The organism is Klenkia terrae, from assembly GCF_900491935.1.
In the GTDB taxonomy this organism is placed as follows: domain Bacteria; phylum Actinomycetota; class Actinomycetes; order Mycobacteriales; family Geodermatophilaceae; genus Klenkia; species Klenkia terrae.
The window spans coordinates 617,389-636,801 of sequence record NZ_UEXK01000004.1 but is presented as its reverse complement, the minus strand read 5'-3'; the positions used below and the strand labels follow the sequence as shown (position 1 = coordinate 636,801).

Sequence of the window (19,413 nt, the reverse complement as noted above, 5' to 3'; positions counted from 1 at the left end):
CTCAGGTCTCCTTCCGGGAGCGGGCGTGCTTCTTGTGGACGGCCTGCCGGCTGACGCCCAGCGCCTCGGCGACCTCCTGCCAGGACCACCCGCGGTCCCGCGCGGCCCGGACCTGGAGGACCTCGAGGCGGTCGGCGAGCTCGCGCAGCGCACGCACCCCGCGCAGCCCGGTGGCCGGGTCGTCGGCGGCGGCCGCGGTGGCGACGGCGTCGGTGGGGGAGGCCATGTGCGTCAACGTAGGTTGACGGGGTGGAGGTGTCAACCCAGGTTGACGGCGGTGGGGCCTCGGCCAGGCACTGCCGATGGGGGAGGGGGACGACCGGGCCCGTGGGAGCGTGTGGCGTGCGAGGAACGGTGCGGGGACGACGACGGGGCGCGGTGCTGGCGCTGACCGCACTGCTGCTGGCCGGCTGCGGCAGCGGCGGCCCGGAGCCGGCCAGCAGCNACTGAGCGCACCCTGATCCTGGTCAAGCCCGACGGCGTCGCCCGCGGCATCGTCGGCGAGGTCGTCGGCCGGCTGGAGGCCAAGGGCCTGCGGCTGGTGGCCGCCGAGCTGCGCACCCTGCCCCGCGAGACCGCCGAGCAGCACTACGCCGAGCACAGCGAGAAGCCGTTCTTCGGCTCGCTGGTCGACTTCATCACCGGGGGCCCGCTGCTGGCCCTGGTCGCCGAGGGCCCGCGGGCCATCGAGGCCTTCCGCGCCCTGGCCGGCGCCACCGACCCGGTGAAGGCCGCCCCCGGCACCATCCGCGGCGACTTCGCCCTCGAGGTGCAGAACAACATCGTGCACGGCTCCGACTCGCCCGAGTCCGCCGCCCGCGAGATCGGCCTGTTCTTCCCCGCCCTGTGAGCCGACGGGGCCCCGGGACACCCTGGGGCCCCCGTCGCAGGCGGTTACCCTCGACCACGCTATGACTGTCGAGAGCTTGTACCCCCGTCTCGAGCCGCTGCTGGCCCAGGTCCAGAAGCCGATCCAGTACGTCGGTGGAGAGCTCAACGCCCAGACCAAGCCGTGGGACGCCGTCGCCGTCCACTGGGCGCTCATGTACCCCGACGCCTACGAGGTCGGCCTGCCCAACCAGGGTCTGATGATCCTGTACGAGGTGCTCAACGAGCGCACCGACGCCCTGGCCGAGCGCACCTACGCGGTGTGGCCCGACCTCGCCGGGCTGATGCGGGCCAACGGCGTCGGCCAGTTCACGCTGGAGAACCACCGCCCGGTCCACGACTTCGACTTCCTCGGCGTCAGCTTCGCCACCGAGCTGGGCTACACCAACCTGCTCGACGCCCTCGACCTCGCCGGCATCCCGCTGCACGCGGTGGACCGCGACGAGCGGCACCCGGTCGTGGTGGCCGGCGGGCACGCGGCGTTCAACCCCGAGCCGGTCAGCGACTTCGTGGACTGCGCCGTCCTCGGCGACGGCGAGCAGGTCGTCGGCGACATGACCGACGTGCACAGCGCCTGGACGGCGGCCGGCCGCCCCGGTGGGCGCACCGAGCTGCTGGCCCGGCTGTCCCGCGTCGAGGGCGTCTACGTGCCGCAGTTCTACGCGGTGACCTACCAGGCCGACGGCACCATCGCGGCCTTCGTGCCCACCCGGGACGACGTCCCCACCACGATCTCCAAGCGCACCGTGATGGACCTCGACGAGTGGCCCTACCCGAAGCAGCCGCTGGTCCCGCTGGCCGAGAGCGTGCACGAGCGGATGAGCGTGGAGATCTTCCGCGGCTGCACCCGGGGCTGCCGGTTCTGCCAGGCCGGGATGATCACCCGCCCGGTGCGCGAGCGGACCATCACCGGCATCGGCTCGATGGTCGACGCCGGCCTCAAGGCCACCGGCTACGAGGAGGTGGGCCTGCTCTCGCTGAGCTCGGCCGACCACTCGGAGATCGGGCAGCTGGCCAAGGAGCTGGCCGACCGGTACGAGGGCACCAACACCGGGCTCTCGCTGCCCTCGACCCGGGTCGACGCGTTCAACGTGACCCTGGCCAACGAGCTGTCCCGCAACGGCCGGCGCTCGGGGCTGACCTTCGCCCCCGAGGGCGGCAGCGAGCGGATCCGCCGGGTCATCAACAAGACCGTGTCCAAGGAGGACCTGGTCCGCACGGTCACCACGGCCTACGCCAACGGCTGGCGCCAGGTGAAGCTGTACTTCATGTGCGGTCTGCCCACCGAGACCGACGAGGACGTGCTGGAGATCGCCGAGCTGGCGGTCGAGGTCATCCGGGCCGGCCGGGAGGCCGCGGGCAACAAGGACATCCGCTGCACGGTGTCCATCGGCGGCTTCGTGCCCAAGCCGCACACCCCGTTCCAGTGGGCGTCGCAGGCCTCGGCCGAGACCATCGACCACCGCCTGCGGGTGCTGCGCGACGCGATCAACGCCGACCGCCGGATCGGTCGCTCCATCGGGTTGCGCTACCACGACGGCAAGCCCGGCGTGATCGAGGGACTGCTGTCCCGCGGCGACCGCCGGGTCGGCCGGGTCATCGAGCGGGTGTGGCGCGACGGCGGGCACTTCGACGGCTGGAGCGAGCACTTCTCCTACGACCGCTGGGCCACCGCCGCGGCCGAGGAGCTCGCTCCCTTCGGCGTCGACCTGGCCTGGTACACCACCCGCGAGCGCGGTGAGCACGAGGTGCTGCCCTGGGACCACCTGGAGTCCGGCCTGGACAAGGAGTGGCTCTGGGACGACTGGCAGGAGGCGCTCAACGAGGACGAGGTCGCCGACTGCCGCTGGACCCCCTGCTACGACTGCGGCGTCTGCCCGACCATGGGCACCGAGATCCAGATCGGCCCCACCGGCCGCTCGCTGATCCCGCTGGCCGTCGTCGGTGCCGGGCCGCGGCCCGACGTCCGCGCGCAGGTCGACGTGGACGTCGACGCCGCGGTGGCCGACCCGGTCCACACGCACTGATGGCCCGCCAGCCCGACGGCCCCCCGCCGCCGCCCACCGTGCAGAAGCTGCGGCTGCGCTACACCAAGCGCGGTCCGCTGCGGTTCGCCTCCCACCGCGACCTCGCCCGGGCGCTGGAGCGTGCCCTGCGGCGCGCCCAGGTGCCGATGGCGTTCTCGGCCGGGTTCAGCCCGCACCCCAAGATCAGCTACATGGGTGCGGCCCCGACCGGCGCGGCGTCCGAGGCGGAGTACGTGGAGATCGGGCTGGCGGCCCGGTGCGACCCGGAGGCCGTGCGGGTGGCGCTGGACGCCTCCCTGCCGCCGGGCATCGACGTCCTGGAGTGCGTGGAGGCCGCGGAGGGCACCGGTGGCCTGGCCGAGCGCCTCGACGGCACCCGCTGGCGGATCGACCTGGCCGGCGTCGACCCCGACGAGCTGGGCCGGGCCGTCGAGGCGCTGCTGGCCGCCGAGGTCGTGACGGTCTCCAAGCGCACCAAGAACGGGCCCCGGGACATCGACGCCCGGGCCGCCGTGGTCTCGGCCGCGGCCTCCGGGGAGACCGGGCGTGCCATACTGCACGTGGTCGTACGGCAGGTGACGCCTACCGTCCGACCGGACGACGTGTTGGCCGCACTGGCTGCCGTCGCCGACCTGCACCCGCCGTTGCCCCCCCGGGCCGTGCGTGAGGCGCAGGGCCGGCTCGACGACAGCGGTGAGGTGGCCGACCCGCTCGGCCCGGACCGCGAGGCCGGCTCCCGCTGCCAGGGGGAGCCCCAGCCGGTCTGAGCCGGTGGGGCCGGACGCCCGGGCCGACGCAGGACGTCGCCCCGCACCGCGAACTGCCAGCCGCGGCGCACAACAGCCTTCGCACCACCGCTCCACCCAGCGAGCCAGCACCGAGAACCTGCACCAGCACCACCGGGACCCGATCACGTGGCCGGGTCCTGGCACCAGACTTCAGCGGGCCCCGGCACGCCACCTCGGCGGACCGACCCGCCCGACCCGTACCCCTGTGCGGCCGCCGACCGTCGACGACGGTCGGCGCCCGGGGGTGCACCAGGAGGCGAGCCCTTCGTGGCCGACACCGACGACACCACCACAGAACCCCTGACCGGGGAGGTCTCCCCGGAGACCGAGCCGCAGGACACCACACCCCCGGACACCGCCGCCGGCGACCCGGCCCCGGACGAGGTCGCGGAGCCCGAGCTCGAGGACCCCCAGCCCGAGGACCCGCAGCCCGAGGTCACCGGCGAGCTGCGCCTCCAGGCCGACGCCGAGACCCTCGAGGCGGCGGCGATCCCGCCGACCCGCCCGCAGGACGACGCCGTCGAGGCCCCCCGCTTCGGGGCCCAGTTCAGCTCGCCCGAGCCCACCACCGTCACCGCCCGGCCGCGTCGCCGGGCCACCCGGCCGGCGCAGCCGCCGCACCCAGGCCGAGACGCCGGCCGAGCCGGTCGAGGTCGCCGACGCCGTCGAGGAGCCGGTGGAGGAGCAGGAGGAGACCGGCGGCCGCCCGCGCCGCAGCCGCTCCCGGCGCAAGCCGGCCGCCGAGGTCGAGCGCCCGGCCGAGGACGAGGCCGACGACGAGGCCGTCGTGCTGCCGGCCCCCGACGCCGAGGACGACACCGACGACGACGCCGAGGACGGCGAGGACCGCGACGACGCCGGTTCGAGCAGCCGTCGCCGGCGCCGCGGGCGCCGTGGCCGCGGCCGCGGTCGCACCGGCGAGGACGACGAGGACCGCGACGACACCGACACCGCGCAGGACGACGCCGCCACCGACCCCGAGGACGGCGAGACCTCCGACGAGGACGCCGACGACTCCGGCGAGGCCGCCGGCTCCGGCACCCGTCGGCGCCGCCGTCGCCGTCGGCGCGGGAGCGAGTCCACCGGCACCGACACCACCGACAGCACCGACGACGACCGCCCCGAGCGCGCCGGGCGCAACGGCCGGGACTCCAGCGACGACGCCGTCAAGGGCGTCGCCGGCTCCACCCGCCTGGAGGCCAAGCGCCAGCGCCGCCGCGACGGCCGGGACACCGGTCGCCGCCGCGCGCCGATCCTGAGCGAGTCGGAGTTCCTGGCCCGCCGCGAGGCCGTCAACCGCACGATGGTCATCCGCCAGCAGGGTGAGCGCACCCAGATCGCCGTCCTCGAGGACGACGTGCTGGTCGAGCACTACGTCACCCAGGCGCAGTCGGCGTCCTTCGCCGGCAACGTCTACCTGGGCCGGGTGCAGAACGTGCTGCCCTCCATGGAGGCCGCCTTCGTCGACGTCGGCAAGGGCCGCAACGCCGTGCTGTACGCCGGCGAGGTCAACTGGGAGACCGCCGGGCTGTCCGGCAAGTCCCGCTCCATCGAGCAGGCGCTGAAGTCCGGGGACAAGGTCCTGGTGCAGGTCACCAAGGACCCGATCGGCCACAAGGGTGCCCGGCTGACCCAGCAGATCAACCTGCCCGGCCGCTTCCTGGTCTACGTGCCCGGCGGTTCGATGACCGGGATCAGCCGCAAGCTGCCCGACAACGAGCGCCAGCGGCTCAAGGACATCCTCAAGAAGATCGTCCCCGAGGACGCCGGCGTCATCATCCGCACCGCGGCGGAGGGCGCCTCCGAGGAGGAGCTCACCCGCGACGTGGCCCGGCTGCAGGCGCAGTGGGAGGTCATCCAGACCAAGGCGAAGTCGGTCAGCAACGCACCGACGCTGCTGTACGGCGAGCCCGACCTGGCCATCCGGGTCATCCGCGACGTGTTCAACGAGGACTTCTCCAAGCTCGTCGTCCAGGGCGACGACGCGTGGGACACCGTCGAGGCCTACGTCGCGCACGTCTCCCCGGAGCTGTCCGGCCGGCTGGAGCGCTTCGTCGGCACCGGTGACGCCTTCCGCGAGCTGCGGATCGACGAGCAGCTGCTCAAGGCCCTGGACCGCAAGGTCTGGCTGCCCTCGGGCGGGTCGCTGGTCATCGACCGCACCGAGGCCATGACCGTCGTCGACGTCAACACCGGCAAGTTCACCGGCTCCGGCGGCAACCTGGAGCAGACGGTCACCCGGAACAACATCGAGGCCGCCGAGGAGATCGTCCGCCAGCTCCGGCTGCGCGACATCGGCGGCATGATCGTCATCGACTTCATCGACATGGTGCTGGAGAGCAACCGGGACCTGGTCCTGCGCCGGCTCACCGAGTGCCTGGGCCGGGACCGGACCAAGCACCAGGTCGCCGAGGTCACCTCGCTGGGCCTGGTGCAGATGACCCGCAAGCGGGTCGGCCAGGGCCTGCTCGAGGTCTTCAGCGAGAACTGCGAGCACTGCCGCGGTCGGGGCGTCATCGTGCACCTGGACCCGGTGGACGAGAAGAAGCGCTCCGGCGGCCAGGTCGGCGGCAACGGGGGACACCCCGTGCCCGGCGGCGGCAACCAGGGCAACCACGGCGGCGGCAACCCGGGCACTGGCAACCAGGGCAATGGCAACCAGGGTGGCGGCAACCAGGGTGGTCGCGGCCGGGGCGAGGACCGTGCGGTCGAGGCCGCGGCGGTCGAGGCCGACGCCCCGACCACCGGGCCCGAGGGCGACGCGGAGGCCCCGCAGGAGCCCACCGGCCGGTCCGGGCGCCGCAACCGCGGCCGCCGCAACCGCGGCCGCACCGGCGACGACCAGGTCGTCGAGGACGCCGCCGCGCTGGCCGCGAGCCACGGTGCGTCGGAGGACGGCGACGACGAGCCGGACGCCGTCGATGACGTCGTCGACGTCGTCGACGACGTCGCCGTCGTGGACGAGCCGGCCGACGGCGGCCAGGGGGAGAAGGCCGGGGTCGTCGAGCCCGACGAGGTCGCCCAGGCCGTCGCCGAGGTGAGCGGGACCGAGGCTCCGGCCGAGCCGGTCGTCGAGCTGGACCTGCCCGAGCCGGCGGCCACGGTCGTCGAGGAGACCCCGGCGGGCTCCGTCGAGGGCGACGCTGCCCCCGAGCCGGATGTCGCCCCCGAGGTCGAGACCGTCCCCGAGCCCGAGGCGGCCCCCGAGGTCGTCGCCGAGCCCGAGGCCGTCGTCCCCGAGCCCGTCGCGGTGGAGGAGGCCCCGGCTGCCCCGGTGGCCCGTCCGCGCCGTCGCCGGGCCGCCAGCCGGCCGGCCGGACCGCCCGTCGAGTGACCTGCTCCGCGGCCGGGGGCGACCAGCTCGCCCCCGGCCGCGGAGCACGGACCCGGGACCCGGCGAGAGGTCGGGCACAGGGGTTCGACCGCGGCAGGCGGGCCCGGGCACGCTAGCCGGGCTGCTCCCCTCCGGAGTGGCTGCTGCCCCGCGCCTCGTGCGCCGGGGAGGGCGGGCCCCGGGTGTGCGAGCAGCCCGTCCCGCACACCGGTTCGCGCCGGGGGGCGCCCAGGACAACGAAGACCTATCGAGGAGTCAGTGGTGTACGCAGTCGTCAAGGCCGGTGGGAAGCAGCACAAGGTGGCTGTCGGTGACCGGTTCACCGTCAACCGTCTCGCAGGAGCTGCCGGCGACACCGTCGCGCTCCCCGTGGTGCTCCTGGTCGACGGCGACACCGTCACCAGCGACGCCGACGCGCTGGCGAAGGTCACCGCGACCGGCGAGATCGTCGAGCACGGCAAGGGCCCGAAGATCAAGATCCACAAGTTCAAGAACAAGACCGGTTACCACAAGCGCCAGGGGCACCGTCAGCCGCTGAGCGAGGTCGTGGTGACCGCCATCGGTTCCGAGAAGAAGGGCTGACGCCGCCATGGCTCACAAGAAGGGCGCATCGTCGTCCCGCAACGGTCGCGACTCGAACGCCCAGCGCCTCGGCGTGAAGCGCTTCGGCGGCCAGGTCGTCAAGGCCGGCGAGATCATCGTCCGCCAGCGCGGCACCCACTTCCACCCCGGCCTGGGTGTCGGCCGCGGCAAGGACGACACGCTGTTCGCCCTGACCCCGGGTGCGGTCGAGTTCGGCCGTCGCGGCGGCCGTCGGGTCGTCAACGTGCAGCTCGTCGAGCCCGCTCTCGAGCCGGCCGTCTGAACCTGATCCACCAGCACCACCTGTTCCATCCGGGCCCGGCGGGAGATCCTGCCGGGCCCGGTCCCATCCGTACGGCCGTTTGACGTAGAGAGGCGGCGATCATGGCCGCTTTCATCGACCGGGTGACCGTGCACGTGTCCGCAGGCAACGGCGGGCACGGGGTCAGCTCCGTGCACCGCGAGAAGTTCAAGCCCCTCGGTGGCCCCGACGGCGGCAACGGCGGGGACGGCGGCGACGTCGTCCTGGAGGTGGACAGCAGCGTCCACACGCTGCTGGACTTCCACCACCACCCGCACCAGAAGGCCCCCAACGGCAAGCCCGGCGGCGGCAGCAACCGCAACGGCGCCCGCGGCGAGGACGCCGTGCTCCGGGTCCCCGAGGGCACCGTGGTCACCACCGCCGACGGCGAGGTGCTCGCCGACCTGATGGGCGTGGGCACCCGCCTGGTGCTGGCCGCCGGCGGCCGCGGCGGGCTGGGCAACGCGGCGCTGGCCAACGCCCGCCGCAAGGCCCCCGGCTTCGCGCTGCTCGGCGAGCCCGGCGAGGCCGTCGACGCGGTGCTGGAGCTCAAGAGCGTCGCCGACGTCGGCCTGGTCGGGTTCCCCTCGGCCGGCAAGTCCTCGCTGGTCGCCGCGATGAGCGCGGCCAAGCCGAAGATCGCCGACTACCCGTTCACGACGCTGGTCCCCAACCTGGGCGTGATCCGCTCCGGCGACGTCACCTACACGATGGCCGACGTCCCCGGCCTGATCCCCGGTGCCTCCACCGGCCGTGGGCTGGGTCTGCAGTTCCTCCGGCACGTCGAGCGCTGCGCCGTCCTGGTGCACGTGGTCGACATGGCGACGATGGAGCCCGGGCGCGACCCGGAGAACGACATCGCCGCCCTGGAGCACGAGCTGCGGGAGTACGACGACGAGCTCGACCTGGTCGGCCGGCTGAAGATCGCCGTGCTCAACAAGATCGACGTCCCCGACGGCCGGGAGCTCGTCGACCTGGTCCGGGCGACGCTGGAGGCCCGCGGCCTCGAGGTCTTCCCGATCAGCGCGGTCACCGGCGAGGGCCTGCCCGAGTTCGGCTACGCCCTGGCCCGCGAGGTGGAGGCACACCGTGCCTCGCTGCCCGCGCCGGACGCCGTCCGGATCACCCTGAGCCCCAAGGCCGTCGACGACGGCGGCTTCACCGTGCAGCCCGACCCGCGGACCGACGGCTGGATGGTCGTCGGCGTGCGCCCCGAGCGCTGGGTGCGGCAGACCGACTTCAGCAACGACGAGGCCGTCGGCTACCTGGCCGACCGGCTCAACCGGCTGGGCGTGGAGATCGAGCTGGCCAAGGCCGGCGCGAAGCCGGGCGACGCGATCACCGTCGGCGACGTCACCTTCGACTGGGAGCCCACGCTGCCGGCCGGCACGCTCACCGTCGAGGAGACCGCGGGCCTGGGCGGGCGCGGCACCGACGTCCGGCTGGAGAACAACTCCCGGCCCCGCGCCGACGAGCGGCTGGCCGCCAAGCGCCGCCGGCGCACGCCCTACGAGCTGCTCGAGCCGGAGGACGACGACCCCAGCTGGGACGACACCCCGTGACCCGGGCGGCCGTCGCGGCGGCCCACCGGGTGGTGGTGAAGGTCGGCTCCTCCAGCCTGACCACCCTCGAGCACGGTCTCGACGAGGCGCGGCTGCAGGCCCTGGTCGACGTGCTCGCCGGGCTCCGGGCCGCCGGTCGGGAGGTCGTGCTGGTGTCCTCCGGCGCGATCGGCGCCGGCCTGGCGCCGCTGGGCATCGGCGGCCGTCCACGCGACCTGGCGACCGCGCAGGCCGCCGCCAGCGTCGGCCAGCTGCGGCTGATGCGGGCCTACGCCGACGCCTTCGCCGGCCACGGCATCACCGTCGGCCAGGTGCTGCTGACCGCCGACGACCTGACCCGGCGCGGCCACTACCGCAACGCCCGCCAGACGGTGGACCGGCTGCTGGCCCTCGGCGTGCTGCCGGTGGTCAACGAGAACGACACTGTGGCCACCGAGGAGATCCGGTTCGGCGACAACGACCGGCTCGCCGCACTGGTGGCGCACCTGTCGGTGGCCGACGCGCTGGTGCTGCTGTCCGACATCGACGCGGTCTACGACGGCGACCCCCGGGTGGGCCCGGCGGCCCGGATCGACACCGTGGCCGACCCCGGTGACCTCGCCGCGGTCGTGCTGGGCTCGGCCGCCCGCAACGGCGTCGGCACCGGCGGCATGGCCACCAAGGTGGAGGCCGCCTTCATCGCCGCGCAGGCCGGCGTCCCCGTCGTCGTCACCTCGACGACGCAGGCGGCCGCGGCGCTGGCCGGCGAGCCGGTCGGCACGCTGTTCACCGCGCGCGGCCGTCGTCCCTCCGCGCGGCAGTTCTGGCTGCGGTACGCCTCCCGCCCGCGCGGCCAGGTGCTGCTGGACGCCGGCGCGGTCGCCGCCGTCCGCGACCGCGGCGCCTCGCTGCTGGCCGCGGGCATCACCGGGGTGGCCGGGGACTTCCTCGCCGACGACCCGGTCGAGCTGGTCGACCCCGACGGCACCGTGGTCGCCCGCGGCCTGGTCTCCTACGACGCCCGCGAGATGCCGGGGCTGCTGGGCCGGTCCACCGGCGACCTCGAGCCCGAGCACCGCCGTCCGGTGGTGCACCGCGACGAGATGGTGCTCGTCCGGGCGCCCGTCGGCGCCTGAGAAGATCTGCCCGTGGCTGTCCGTCCCATCCGTGAACTCGGCGACCCGGTGCTGCGCACCCCCTGCGACCCGGTGCGTGCCTTCGACGCCGCGCTGGCCGGGCTGGTCCGCGACCTCGAGGAGACCGTCGACCACCCCGGCCGTGCGGGCCTGGCGGCCAACCAGATCGGCGTCTCGCTGCGGGTCTTCTCCTACAACATCGACGGCGTGATCGGCCACCTGGTGAACCCGGTGGTCGTGGAGCGCTCCGACGAGGTGCAGGACGGCGACGAGGGCTGCCTGTCGGTGCCGGGCCTGTACGCCCCGACCGTGCGGGCGCTGTGGTGCGCCGCCGAGGGCTTCGACGTCGAGGGCAACCCGCTGCGGCTGGAGGGCGAGGGCCTGATGGCCCGCTGCCTGCAGCACGAGGTCGACCACCTCGACGGCATGGTCTTCCTGCAGCGCCTCACCGGCGACGCCAAGAAGGCCGCCTTCCGCGCCCTCCGCGGCTGAGCAACTCGCTGGCGATCATCGCCATCCGCAGGTGGGGCACGCGGATGGGCGGCGTGTCCCACCTGCACCCGCCGATGATCAACTCGGCGCAGGTCGTAACGGTCAGCGCTGACGGCTGCGTATCCTCGGGCGCGTGCCTGCCGACCTGCCGCTGATCGGGGACGCCGCCCGCCGCGCCCGCACCGCCGCCCGGGTGCTGCGCACGCTGCCGTCGTCCACCAAGGACGCCGCCCTGCTGGCCATGGCCGACGCCCTCGTCGCGCACACCGAGGACGTGCTCGCCGCCAACGCCGAGGACGTCGAGGCCGCGCGGGTGGCCGGCACCGCGGAGTCGGTGCTCGACCGGCTGCGGCTGGACGCCGACCGGGTCGCCGCGGTGGCCGAGGCGCTGCGCCAGCTGGTCGAGCTGCCCGACCCGGTGGGTGACGTCGTGCGCGGGTCGACCCTGGAGAACGGGCTGCAGCTGCGCCAGGTCCGGGTGCCGCTCGGGGTCGTCGGGATCATCTACGAGGCCCGGCCCAACGTGACCGTCGACGCCGCCGGGCTGTGCCTGAAGAGCGGCAACGCCGCGCTGCTGCGCGGGTCCGCCTCGGCCTTCGGCACCAACACCGCCCTGGTCGCCGTCCTCACCGAGGCCGCCGAGAAGGCCGGGCTGCCCGCCGGGTGCATCGCCCTGCTGCCCGCCGACCGGGCCAGCGTCGGCGAGCTGCTGGGCGCCCGCGGGCTGGTCGACGTGGTGATCCCGCGCGGGGGAGCCGCGCTGATCCAGCGGGTGGTCGCCGAGTCCACCGTGCCGGTCATCGAGACCGGGGTGGGCAACTGCCACGTGTACGTCGACGCCTCCGCCGACGCCGGGATGGCCGAGGCGATCGTGCTCAACGCCAAGACCCACCGGGTCAGCGTCTGCAACTCCGCCGAGTCGCTGCTGGTGCACCGGGACTCCCCGCACCTGGCCCGGCTGCTCACCGCGCTCGTCGACGCCGGGGTGACCCTGCACGGCGACGAGGCCGCCCGCGCCGCGCACCCGGCCGTCGTCCCGGCGACCGACGAGGACTGGGCCACCGAGTACCTGTCGATGGACATGGCCGTGCGGGTCGTGGACGACCTGCCGCAGGCGCTGGACCACATCGCCGCCTGGGGGAGCGGGCACTCCGAGGCGATCGTGGCCGACTCCGCCGCCGCGATCGCCGACTTCGTCGCCGGGGTGGACGCCGCTGCCGTGCTGGTCAACGCCTCCACCCGGTTCACCGACGGCGGCGAGTTCGGCTTCGGCGCCGAGATCGGCATCTCCACCCAGAAGCTGCACGCCCGCGGACCGCTGGGCCTGCCGGAACTGACCTCCACCACCTACGTCGTGACCGGCAACGGCCACACCCGATAGGAGCCCCGTGCCCCCGCAGCAGCCAGCCCGTTTCGCCGACGTCGCCGACGTCACCGCCCGGCTGTCCGCCGCGGGGTACCTGCCCGACGCGCAGATCGCCACGACGGTCTTCCTGGCCGACCGGCTGGGCAAGCCGCTGCTGGTCGAGGGCCCGGCCGGTGTCGGCAAGACCGAGCTGGCCAAGGCGCTGGCGACGGCGACGTCCTCGGACCTGATCCGCCTGCAGTGCTACGAGGGCCTCGACGAGGCCCGCGCGCTGTACGAGTGGAACTACAAGAAGCAGCTGCTGCGCATCCAGGCCTCGCAGAACTCCGCGGACGGCGGGGACTGGGGCGACCTGCACGACGACGTCTTCGGCGAGGAGTTCCTGCTCTCCCGGCCGCTGCTGACCGCCATCCGGCGCACCGAGCCCACCGTGCTGCTGATCGACGAGACCGACAAGGCCGACGTCGAGGTCGAGGGCCTGCTGCTGGAGGTGCTCAGCGACTTCCAGGTGACGATCCCCGAGATCGGCACGATCGTGGCGACCCGCCGTCCGATGGTGGTGCTGACCTCCAACGCGACCCGCGAGCTGTCCGAGGCGCTCAAGCGGCGCTGCCTCTACCTCGCCCTGGACTACCCGAGCGCCGAGCGCGAGCGGGAGATCGTGCTGTCCCGGGTGCCCGAGCTGGCCCCGGCCCTGGCCGAGCAGCTGGTCCGCACGGTGCGGGCGCTGCGGGCCATGGAGCTGAAGAAGTCGCCGTCGATCTCGGAGACCCTGGACTGGGCGCAGACCCTGCTGGCGCTGGGGATGGACACCCTGGGCACCGACGAGGTGCGGCAGACCCTCGGCGTGGTGCTGAAGCACGGCAGCGACCAGACCCGCGCCGCGGCCGAGCTGCGGCTGAATTGATGGACGGGATCACGCCGGGCGGCCTCCCCGCGCACCTGGACGGCTTCGTCCGGGCGGTGCGCGAGGCCGGCATCCCGGTGGGGATCTCCTCCGCCGTCGACGCGGCCCACGTGCTCACCGCCGTCGACCTGCTGGACCGGGAGCAGCTGCGGCACGGGCTGGCCGCCGTCCTGCTGCACCGGGCCGCGCAGCGCCCCACCTACGACGTGCTGTTCGACCTGTGGTGGCCGCTGACCGACCGCCCGTCGGTCCCGTCGGAGGCCGAGCCGGCGCAGGACGGCGCCCCGGACGACGGGGTGCCCGACGCCGACCGGCAGGCAGCGCTGGCCGCCGAGCTGCGCGCGGAGCTGCTCCGCAAGCTGCTGGACGGCGACGAGGAGGCCCTGCGCCGCTTCGCCCGGCAGGCCGTGGAGCAGCTCGGCCAGGGCCAGCCCTCGCCGTCGGGCCAGTCCTTCTTCTCCTACCGGGTGCTGCGCGCGCTGTCCCCGGACACCCTGGTCTCCCAGCTGCTGGACGGGCTGCTGGGCGGGGCCGACCGCGGCGGGCTGGCCGAGCAGGTCGCCCGGCAGACCGTCCGCGAGCGGCTGGCCGCGTTCCGGGCCGCCGTGGAGGCCGAGGTGCGCCGCCGGTCGGCCGCCGAGCGCGGCCGCGAGCGGGTCGCCCGGACGGCGGTCAAGCCGCTGGCCGACCAGGTGGACTTCCTCCGCGCGCAGTCCGCGGACCTGGCCGAGCTGCGCCGCTCGGTCGCACCGCTGGCCCGGCGGCTGGCCGCCCGGCTGTCGGCCAAGCGCCGGCTCGGGCGGGCTGGCCGGCTGGACTTCCGGAAGACGGTGCGGGCGTCGCTGGCCACCGGCGGCGTCCCGGTGGTCACCCACCACAAGCCGCGGGCGGTGCACAAGCCCGAGCTGGTCGTGCTGTGCGACATCAGCGGCTCGGTCGCCGGGTTCAGCCACTTCACGCTGATGCTCACCCAGGCGCTGCGCGAGCACTTCTCCGGTGTGCGGGCCTTCGCCTTCGTCGACTCCACCGACGAGGTCACCCGGTTCTTCACCCCCGGCGCCGACGTCGCCGACGCCGTGCAGCGGATCGGCCGGGAGGCCGACGTCGTCTCCTTCGACGGGCACAGCGACTACGGGAACGCCTTCGGGGTGTTCGCCGAGAGGTGGGCGTCCGCGGTCGGGCCGAAGACGTCGCTGCTGGTGCTCGGCGACGGGCGGACCAACTACCGGCAGCCCGGCCTCCCGGTGCTCGCCGACCTGGTGCGGCGGTCCCGCTCGGCGTACTGGCTCAACCCCGAGCCGGCCCGGCTGTGGGGGAGCGGTGACTCGGCTGCCGACAAGTACAAGCAGTTCATCCCCATGATCGAGGTCCGCAACGCGGCCCAGCTGGCGGAGTTCGTCACCACCCTCTGAGGCGGTGTGACGGGACCCACGTCGGCCCGTCCAGAATTGTTCGCCGTTCGGCCGTAACCGAGTCGTCCCGGTGCCGTTGGTCCATGCGGAGGCAGCGAGACCGCCTCCGCGCGCCGGCCGGGGAGACCCGGCCGGGTGGCCGGCGACACGGGGGCGCCGGTCCAGCAGGCCGGACGGTCCTGCCACCGAGAGGTGGGGGACGGCCGGCCCGCTCGTGCGCCCGCAGCGCCCCGGCCTGCACGATCGCGGCGGTGGCACCGCCGGGGGCGGGCTACGCTCGGCAGGTGGCGGGCAAGCGACTGGGCGTGATGGGTGGCACCTTCGACCCGGTGCACCACGGTCACCTGGTCGCCGCCAGCGAGGTCGCCAGCCTGTTCGGGCTGGACGAGGTGGTCTTCGTGCCCACCGGCGAGCCGTGGCAGAAGGCCGACCGCGAGGTCAGCCCGGCCGAGGACCGGTACCTGATGACGGTGATCGCGACCGCGTCGAACCCGCGCTTCTCGGTCAGCCGGGTCGACGTCGACCGCGGCACCACGACCTACACGATCGACACCCTCACCGACCTGCGCCGGCTGCGCCCGGACGCCGAGCTGTTCTTCATCACCGGGGCCGACGCGCTGGCCCAGATCGTCGGATGGCGGGACACCGCCCACCTGTTCGACCTGGCCCACTTCGTCGGCGTCACCCGGCCGGGGTACCAGTTCGCCGAGCTGCCAGCCGGGCTGCCCCCGGACGCGGTGAGCCTGGTGGAGATCCCGGCGCTGGCGATCAGCTCGACCGACTGCCGCGACCGGGTGCGCCGCGGGATGCCGGTCTGGTACCTCGTCCCCGACGGCGTCGTGCAGTACATCGAGAAGAGCGGTCTCTACCGCGACGGCCTGCCCGTCGTCCCGACCGGGCAGCTGCTGCCCGGGACCGGGGTGCGCCACCTCGGCGCACCGACGGTCACCCATGCCTCCCCGTCGGGACCGGTCCGCGGTCCCGACACCCCCGAGCTCCAGGAGATACCCCGATGACCGCCTCGACAGAGGCCCGCGAGACCGCGCTGTGGGCCGCCCAGGCCGCGGCCGACAAGCTCGCCACCGACGTGTCCATCGTCGACGTCAGCGACCGGCTGGCCATCACCGACGCCTTCGTGCTGGCGTCGGCGCCCAACGAGCGGCAGGTGCAGTCCATCGTCGACGAGGTCGAGGACCGGCTGCGCGAGCACGGCATCAAGGCCGTCCGGCGCGAGGGCGTGGCCGAGTCCCGCTGGGTGCTGCTGGACTTCGTCGACGTCGTGGTGCACGTCCAGCACGCCGAGGAGCGGGCCTACTACTCCCTCGAGCGGCTCTGGAAGGACTGCCCCACCATCCCGTTCACCGACAGCACGCTGCCCCCGGCGGCGCGCGTCGCCGGCACCCCGGTGACGCCGTCGGCGCAGGACGCCGACGCGGTGCCCGGCGGGTTCTCCGGCGAGGGCGAGGCCGCCCCGCAGGCGCTGGACCCGGCCACGTCGGACGCCCCGCAGGCCGACACCACCCGGTGAGCGCTGCGGCCGAGGCGCCCACCCTGCCCACCGTCGAGCGCGTGCTCGTCTGGCGGCACGGGCGGACCGAGTGGAACGCCAGCGGTCGCTTCCAGGGGCAGCTGGACCCGCCGCTGGACGACACCGGCCGGGCCCAGGCCCGGCGCGCGGCCGACGCCCTGGCCCGGGAGCTCCCGGCCGGGACGCTGGTGGTCTCCAGCGACCTGGTGCGCGCCCGCGACACCGCGCAGACCCTGGCCGACGCGCTCGGCACGCCGCTGCGCGTCGAGCCCCGGCTGCGGGAGCACGGGCTGGGCAGCTGGGAGGGTCTGACCCGGGAGGACGTCGCCCGGGACCTGCCCGAGCAGTACGCCGACTGGGTCGAGGGCCGGCCCGCCCGCGGGCGCGGCGGCGAGGACCCGGCCGCGGTGGCCCGCCGGGCGCTGGCCGCACTGTCCGACCTGCCGCCGGCCCCGGTCGCGGGGCTGGTCACCCACGGTGGCACCGGTGGCCGGCTGGTCGGGGCGCTGCTGGGGCTCGGTCCGGAGCACCGCCGCATCTTCGGCCCGCTGGGCAACTGCCACTGGACCGAGCTTGCGCACCAGGGCAGCCGCTGGCGGGTGCTGCGGCACAACGCCTCGGCCACCGGCGGCGCCCCCGGGCTGCCGCGCCGCTCCGGCGCGGAGACCGGTCCGGACGTGGCCGAGGCGGCCGGCGTGGCCGAGCCGGCGGTAGCGGCCGGTGCTGCCCCGCTGCCCGCCGGGGCCACCCCGGACGACGCCGCGCCGGCCCCGACGGACGCCGACGCCGCCCTCTGAGCTGCTCCTGCGCTGCCCGGGCGGGTGCCGGTCGGGGCTGACCAGCCGGTTCTCGTCGGGGCCCGGCAGGGTCCGTCGGGGTTCCGGTTAGCCTCGCGCCCATGTCCGTCGCCGTGGTCACCGATTCCACGGCCTACCTGCCGGCCGAGCTGGTGACCGACCTCGGGATCGAGGTCGTCCCCCTCTACGTCGTGCTGACCGGTCGCTCCGGCCGGGAGGGCCTCGACGTCGGCCCGGCCGAGGTCGCCAGGACGCTGGCCGTGCGGGGCCAGCAGGTCACCACCTCGCGGCCGACACCGGGGGACTTCGTCGGGGCCTACCGCCGGTGCCTGGACGCCGGCGCCGACCGGGTGGTCTCGGTGCACCTGTCCCGCGAGCTGTCCGGGACCTGGGACGCCGCCCGCTCCGCTGCCAACCAGGTCGGCGAGCACGTGGTGTCCGTGGTCGACAGCGGCACGGCGGCGATGGGCACCGGGTTCGCGGTGCTCGCCGCCGCCCGGGCCGCGGCGGCCGGCGCCGGGGCCGACGAGGTCGCAGCCGTCGCCCAGGGCACCGCGGACGGCAGCAGCACCCTGTTCGTGCTCGACACCCTGGAGCACCTGCGGCGCGGTGGCCGGATCGGGTCCGCGGCCGCGGTGCTCGGCACCGCCCTGGCGGTGCGCCCGGTGCTGCACGTCCTGGACGGCCGGATCGTGGTGCTGGAGAAGGTGCGCACCACCACCCGGGCGGTGGCCCGGATGGTGCAGCGGGTGGTGGACCTGGCCGGGGACCGGCCGGTCTCCCTGGCCGTGCACCACCTGGCCGCTGCCGCCCGGGCCGACGCGCTGGCCGACCAGCTGCGCGAGCGGGTGCCGACCCTGCGTGAGCTGTACGTGAGCGAGCTGGGTGCGGCGATCGGGGCGCACGTCGGCCCCGGCGCACTGGGGGTCGTCGTCGACCCGAGCGGCACCCGGGCGGCCGGGCCGACCTGATCCGACGTCGGCAGGGCCGGTCCGGTCCCGGTCAGCAGTGCCCGGCCGGCCGCCACCCGCTGGTCAGGGTGACCGGGCCCGCCGAGGTCACCCGCAGCCGCACCGTGCCGGGCAGCTCACCGGGCTCCACGCAGCCGTCGCCGTCGAGCACCAGGCGCTCGTCCCAGAACACCGACAGCAGCACGTCGCCGGGCCGCTGCACGGACACGGTCAGCCCACGCCGGTCGCTGTCGACCAGCTCCGCCGGTCCGGCCAGCACGACGCCCGGCCCGTCGACGGCGTACAGCGACCAGGAGGCGTCGGACCAGACCAGGTCCACCCCCGGGACCCCCGCCCGGACCAGTGCGGCCTCCGCCCGGCCGGCCCAGTCGGGCCGCTGCGCGGCCAGCACGACGTAGGAGACGCCCCGCGCGCGCAGCCAGGCCAGGTAGGAGGCGGCGTCCAGCGAGCCGTCGTAGAAGAGGCCGTTGCGGGCGACGTCGAGCTGGCGGGTCCAGCCCCGGGCCAGCGGCACCTGCGCGCCCATCGTCGCGTCCGAGTGGGCGGCCAGCGGCACCACCTCCACCCGGCCCACCCGGCCCCGCCGAGCCAGCTCCGCCAGCACCGGGGCGCCCGCCCGGGCCTGGGCCGCGGTGTCCCGCGGGCCCAGGTCCTGCGGCACCAGCGGCGGGAGCAGCCAGGTCACCAGCGCGGCCGCCAGCCCCACCAGGAGCGCCGGCCGGTGCGGCACCGCGACCAACACCGGGGCGGCGAACAGCAGCACCAGGCGGGTCGCGTTCGAGCCCACCGGGTCCGGCAGCAGCCAGGTCCCCACCATCAGCGTCGCCGTCAGACCCGCGCCCGCTCGCACCAGCGGCAGCCGAGGCCCGGCCACGGCCGCCACCACCCCGCTGGCCAGCGTCGCGGCCAGCGCCTGGTGCGCACTCGCCGTCATCGGGCCGCTCGCGGCGTCCAGGGCCACCATCGCCACCAGCGGCGTCGCCGTCCCGGCCAGCAGCGCCGCGACCTCCCACCCGGACCGTGACCTCCTGGCGCCGGCCAGCCACCACGCCCCGGCAGCCACGGCGAGCAGCACGGCGGACACCGGGCTCAGGGCCCCCGCCAGCGCCGCCAGCAGGCCCGCCCCGGTCCGCCGCACCGGCGGCCGCATCGTTGGGTCGCCGGCCACCAGCAGGGCCAGCAGCGCCGCCGCCGTCCCCGTCGCGAACGTCGTCCGGCCCGAGAGCTGGTCGGCCAGGAACACCAACACCGCCGTGACCGCCACCGTCCGGGTCCGGGTCGCCCCCGCCCGGACCAGGAGGGCGGTGGTCGCCGCCGCCCCGGTCCTGTCCCTTATACACATC

General features: G+C 75.0%; 18 protein-coding genes. 16 read left to right on the top strand and 2 right to left on the bottom strand.

All coding sequences use genetic code 11. From position 1 onward, the window contains the following. Position 1 precedes the first annotated feature (1 nt). Positions 2-226, bottom strand: coding sequence for a helix-turn-helix domain-containing protein (locus LFA75_RS03340; protein WP_225232344.1), 225 nt, complete (start codon positions 224-226; stop codon positions 2-4). A 231-nt stretch (positions 227-457) separates the two neighbouring features. Between LFA75_RS03340 and ndk the strand changes: the two genes are divergently transcribed. From ndk to LFA75_RS03260, 16 genes are all read left to right on the top strand, one after another. Continuing rightward, complete coding sequence (gene ndk, locus LFA75_RS03335; RefSeq protein WP_225235999.1) at positions 458-850, top strand: nucleoside-diphosphate kinase; 393 nt, start codon at positions 458-460, stop codon at positions 848-850. 61 nt (positions 851-911) lie between these two features. Next, positions 912-2,915 carry a TIGR03960 family B12-binding radical SAM protein gene (locus tag LFA75_RS03330; protein ID WP_225232343.1) on the top strand — a complete coding sequence of 668 codons (2,004 nt, stop codon included), beginning with the start codon at positions 912-914 and terminating at the stop codon, positions 2,913-2,915. Then, complete coding sequence (locus LFA75_RS03325) at positions 2,915-3,682, top strand: TIGR03936 family radical SAM-associated protein (protein WP_225232342.1); 768 nt, start codon at positions 2,915-2,917, stop codon at positions 3,680-3,682. Before LFA75_RS03330 ends, LFA75_RS03325 begins: the two co-directional genes overlap by 1 nt. A 697-nt stretch (positions 3,683-4,379) precedes the next feature. Continuing rightward, positions 4,380-7,037 carry an Rne/Rng family ribonuclease gene (locus tag LFA75_RS03320; protein ID WP_225232341.1) on the top strand — a complete coding sequence of 886 codons (2,658 nt, stop codon included), beginning with the start codon at positions 4,380-4,382 and terminating at the stop codon, positions 7,035-7,037. A 261-nt stretch (positions 7,038-7,298) separates the two neighbouring features. Further along, entirely contained in the window at positions 7,299-7,619 is a 321-nt protein-coding gene (gene rplU, locus LFA75_RS03315; RefSeq protein ID WP_091244639.1) for a 50S ribosomal protein L21, read from the top strand. A gap of 7 nt (positions 7,620-7,626) precedes the next feature. Next, positions 7,627-7,902 carry a 50S ribosomal protein L27 gene (rpmA, locus tag LFA75_RS03310; RefSeq protein ID WP_091244642.1) on the top strand — a complete coding sequence of 92 codons (276 nt, stop codon included), beginning with the start codon at positions 7,627-7,629 and terminating at the stop codon, positions 7,900-7,902. A gap of 101 nt (positions 7,903-8,003) precedes the next feature. Then, the gene (gene obgE / locus LFA75_RS03305) at positions 8,004-9,482 is read left to right on the top strand and encodes a GTPase ObgE (protein ID WP_225232340.1); all 1,479 of its coding nucleotides are present in this window, start codon (positions 8,004-8,006) and stop codon (positions 9,480-9,482) included. After that, positions 9,479-10,597: a glutamate 5-kinase gene (proB, locus tag LFA75_RS03300; protein WP_225232339.1), complete on the top strand. Its 1,119-nt coding sequence runs from the start codon at positions 9,479-9,481 to the stop codon at positions 10,595-10,597. The genes obgE and proB overlap by 4 nt, the downstream gene beginning before the upstream one ends. 12 nt (positions 10,598-10,609) lie before the next feature. Beyond that, positions 10,610-11,089, top strand: a complete 480-nt coding sequence (gene def, locus LFA75_RS03295; protein WP_225232338.1) for a peptide deformylase — start codon at positions 10,610-10,612, stop codon at positions 11,087-11,089. A gap of 133 nt (positions 11,090-11,222) precedes the next feature. Continuing rightward, positions 11,223-12,470 (top strand): glutamate-5-semialdehyde dehydrogenase, encoded by a 1,248-nt coding sequence (locus LFA75_RS03290; RefSeq protein WP_225232337.1) that lies wholly within the window; start codon positions 11,223-11,225, stop codon positions 12,468-12,470. Between the two features lie 7 nt (positions 12,471-12,477). Then, positions 12,478-13,362, top strand: a complete 885-nt coding sequence (locus tag LFA75_RS03285; protein ID WP_225232336.1) for an AAA family ATPase — start codon at positions 12,478-12,480, stop codon at positions 13,360-13,362. Next, complete coding sequence (locus LFA75_RS03280; RefSeq protein ID WP_225232335.1) at positions 13,362-14,774, top strand: vWA domain-containing protein; 1,413 nt, start codon at positions 13,362-13,364, stop codon at positions 14,772-14,774. Before LFA75_RS03285 ends, LFA75_RS03280 begins: the two co-directional genes overlap by 1 nt. 284 nt (positions 14,775-15,058) lie before the next feature. Continuing rightward, a complete protein-coding gene (gene nadD / locus LFA75_RS03275; RefSeq protein WP_225232334.1) occupies positions 15,059-15,790 on the top strand; it encodes a nicotinate-nucleotide adenylyltransferase in 732 nt (243 codons plus the stop codon). Further along, positions 15,787-16,302: a ribosome silencing factor gene (rsfS, locus tag LFA75_RS03270; RefSeq protein ID WP_225232333.1), complete on the top strand. Its 516-nt coding sequence runs from the start codon at positions 15,787-15,789 to the stop codon at positions 16,300-16,302. The genes nadD and rsfS overlap by 4 nt, the downstream gene beginning before the upstream one ends. Beyond that, positions 16,299-17,099 (top strand): histidine phosphatase family protein, encoded by an 801-nt coding sequence (locus LFA75_RS03265; RefSeq protein WP_225232332.1) that lies wholly within the window; start codon positions 16,299-16,301, stop codon positions 17,097-17,099. The genes rsfS and LFA75_RS03265 overlap by 4 nt, the downstream gene beginning before the upstream one ends. A gap of 101 nt (positions 17,100-17,200) precedes the next feature. Then, complete coding sequence (locus LFA75_RS03260) at positions 17,201-18,070, top strand: DegV family protein (RefSeq protein ID WP_225232331.1); 870 nt, start codon at positions 17,201-17,203, stop codon at positions 18,068-18,070. A gap of 31 nt (positions 18,071-18,101) precedes the next feature. Here the strand turns inward: LFA75_RS03260 and LFA75_RS03255 are convergent. Further along, the coding region (locus tag LFA75_RS03255; protein WP_225232330.1) for a hypothetical protein at positions 18,102-19,413 on the bottom strand (1,312 nt) is incomplete at its 5' end.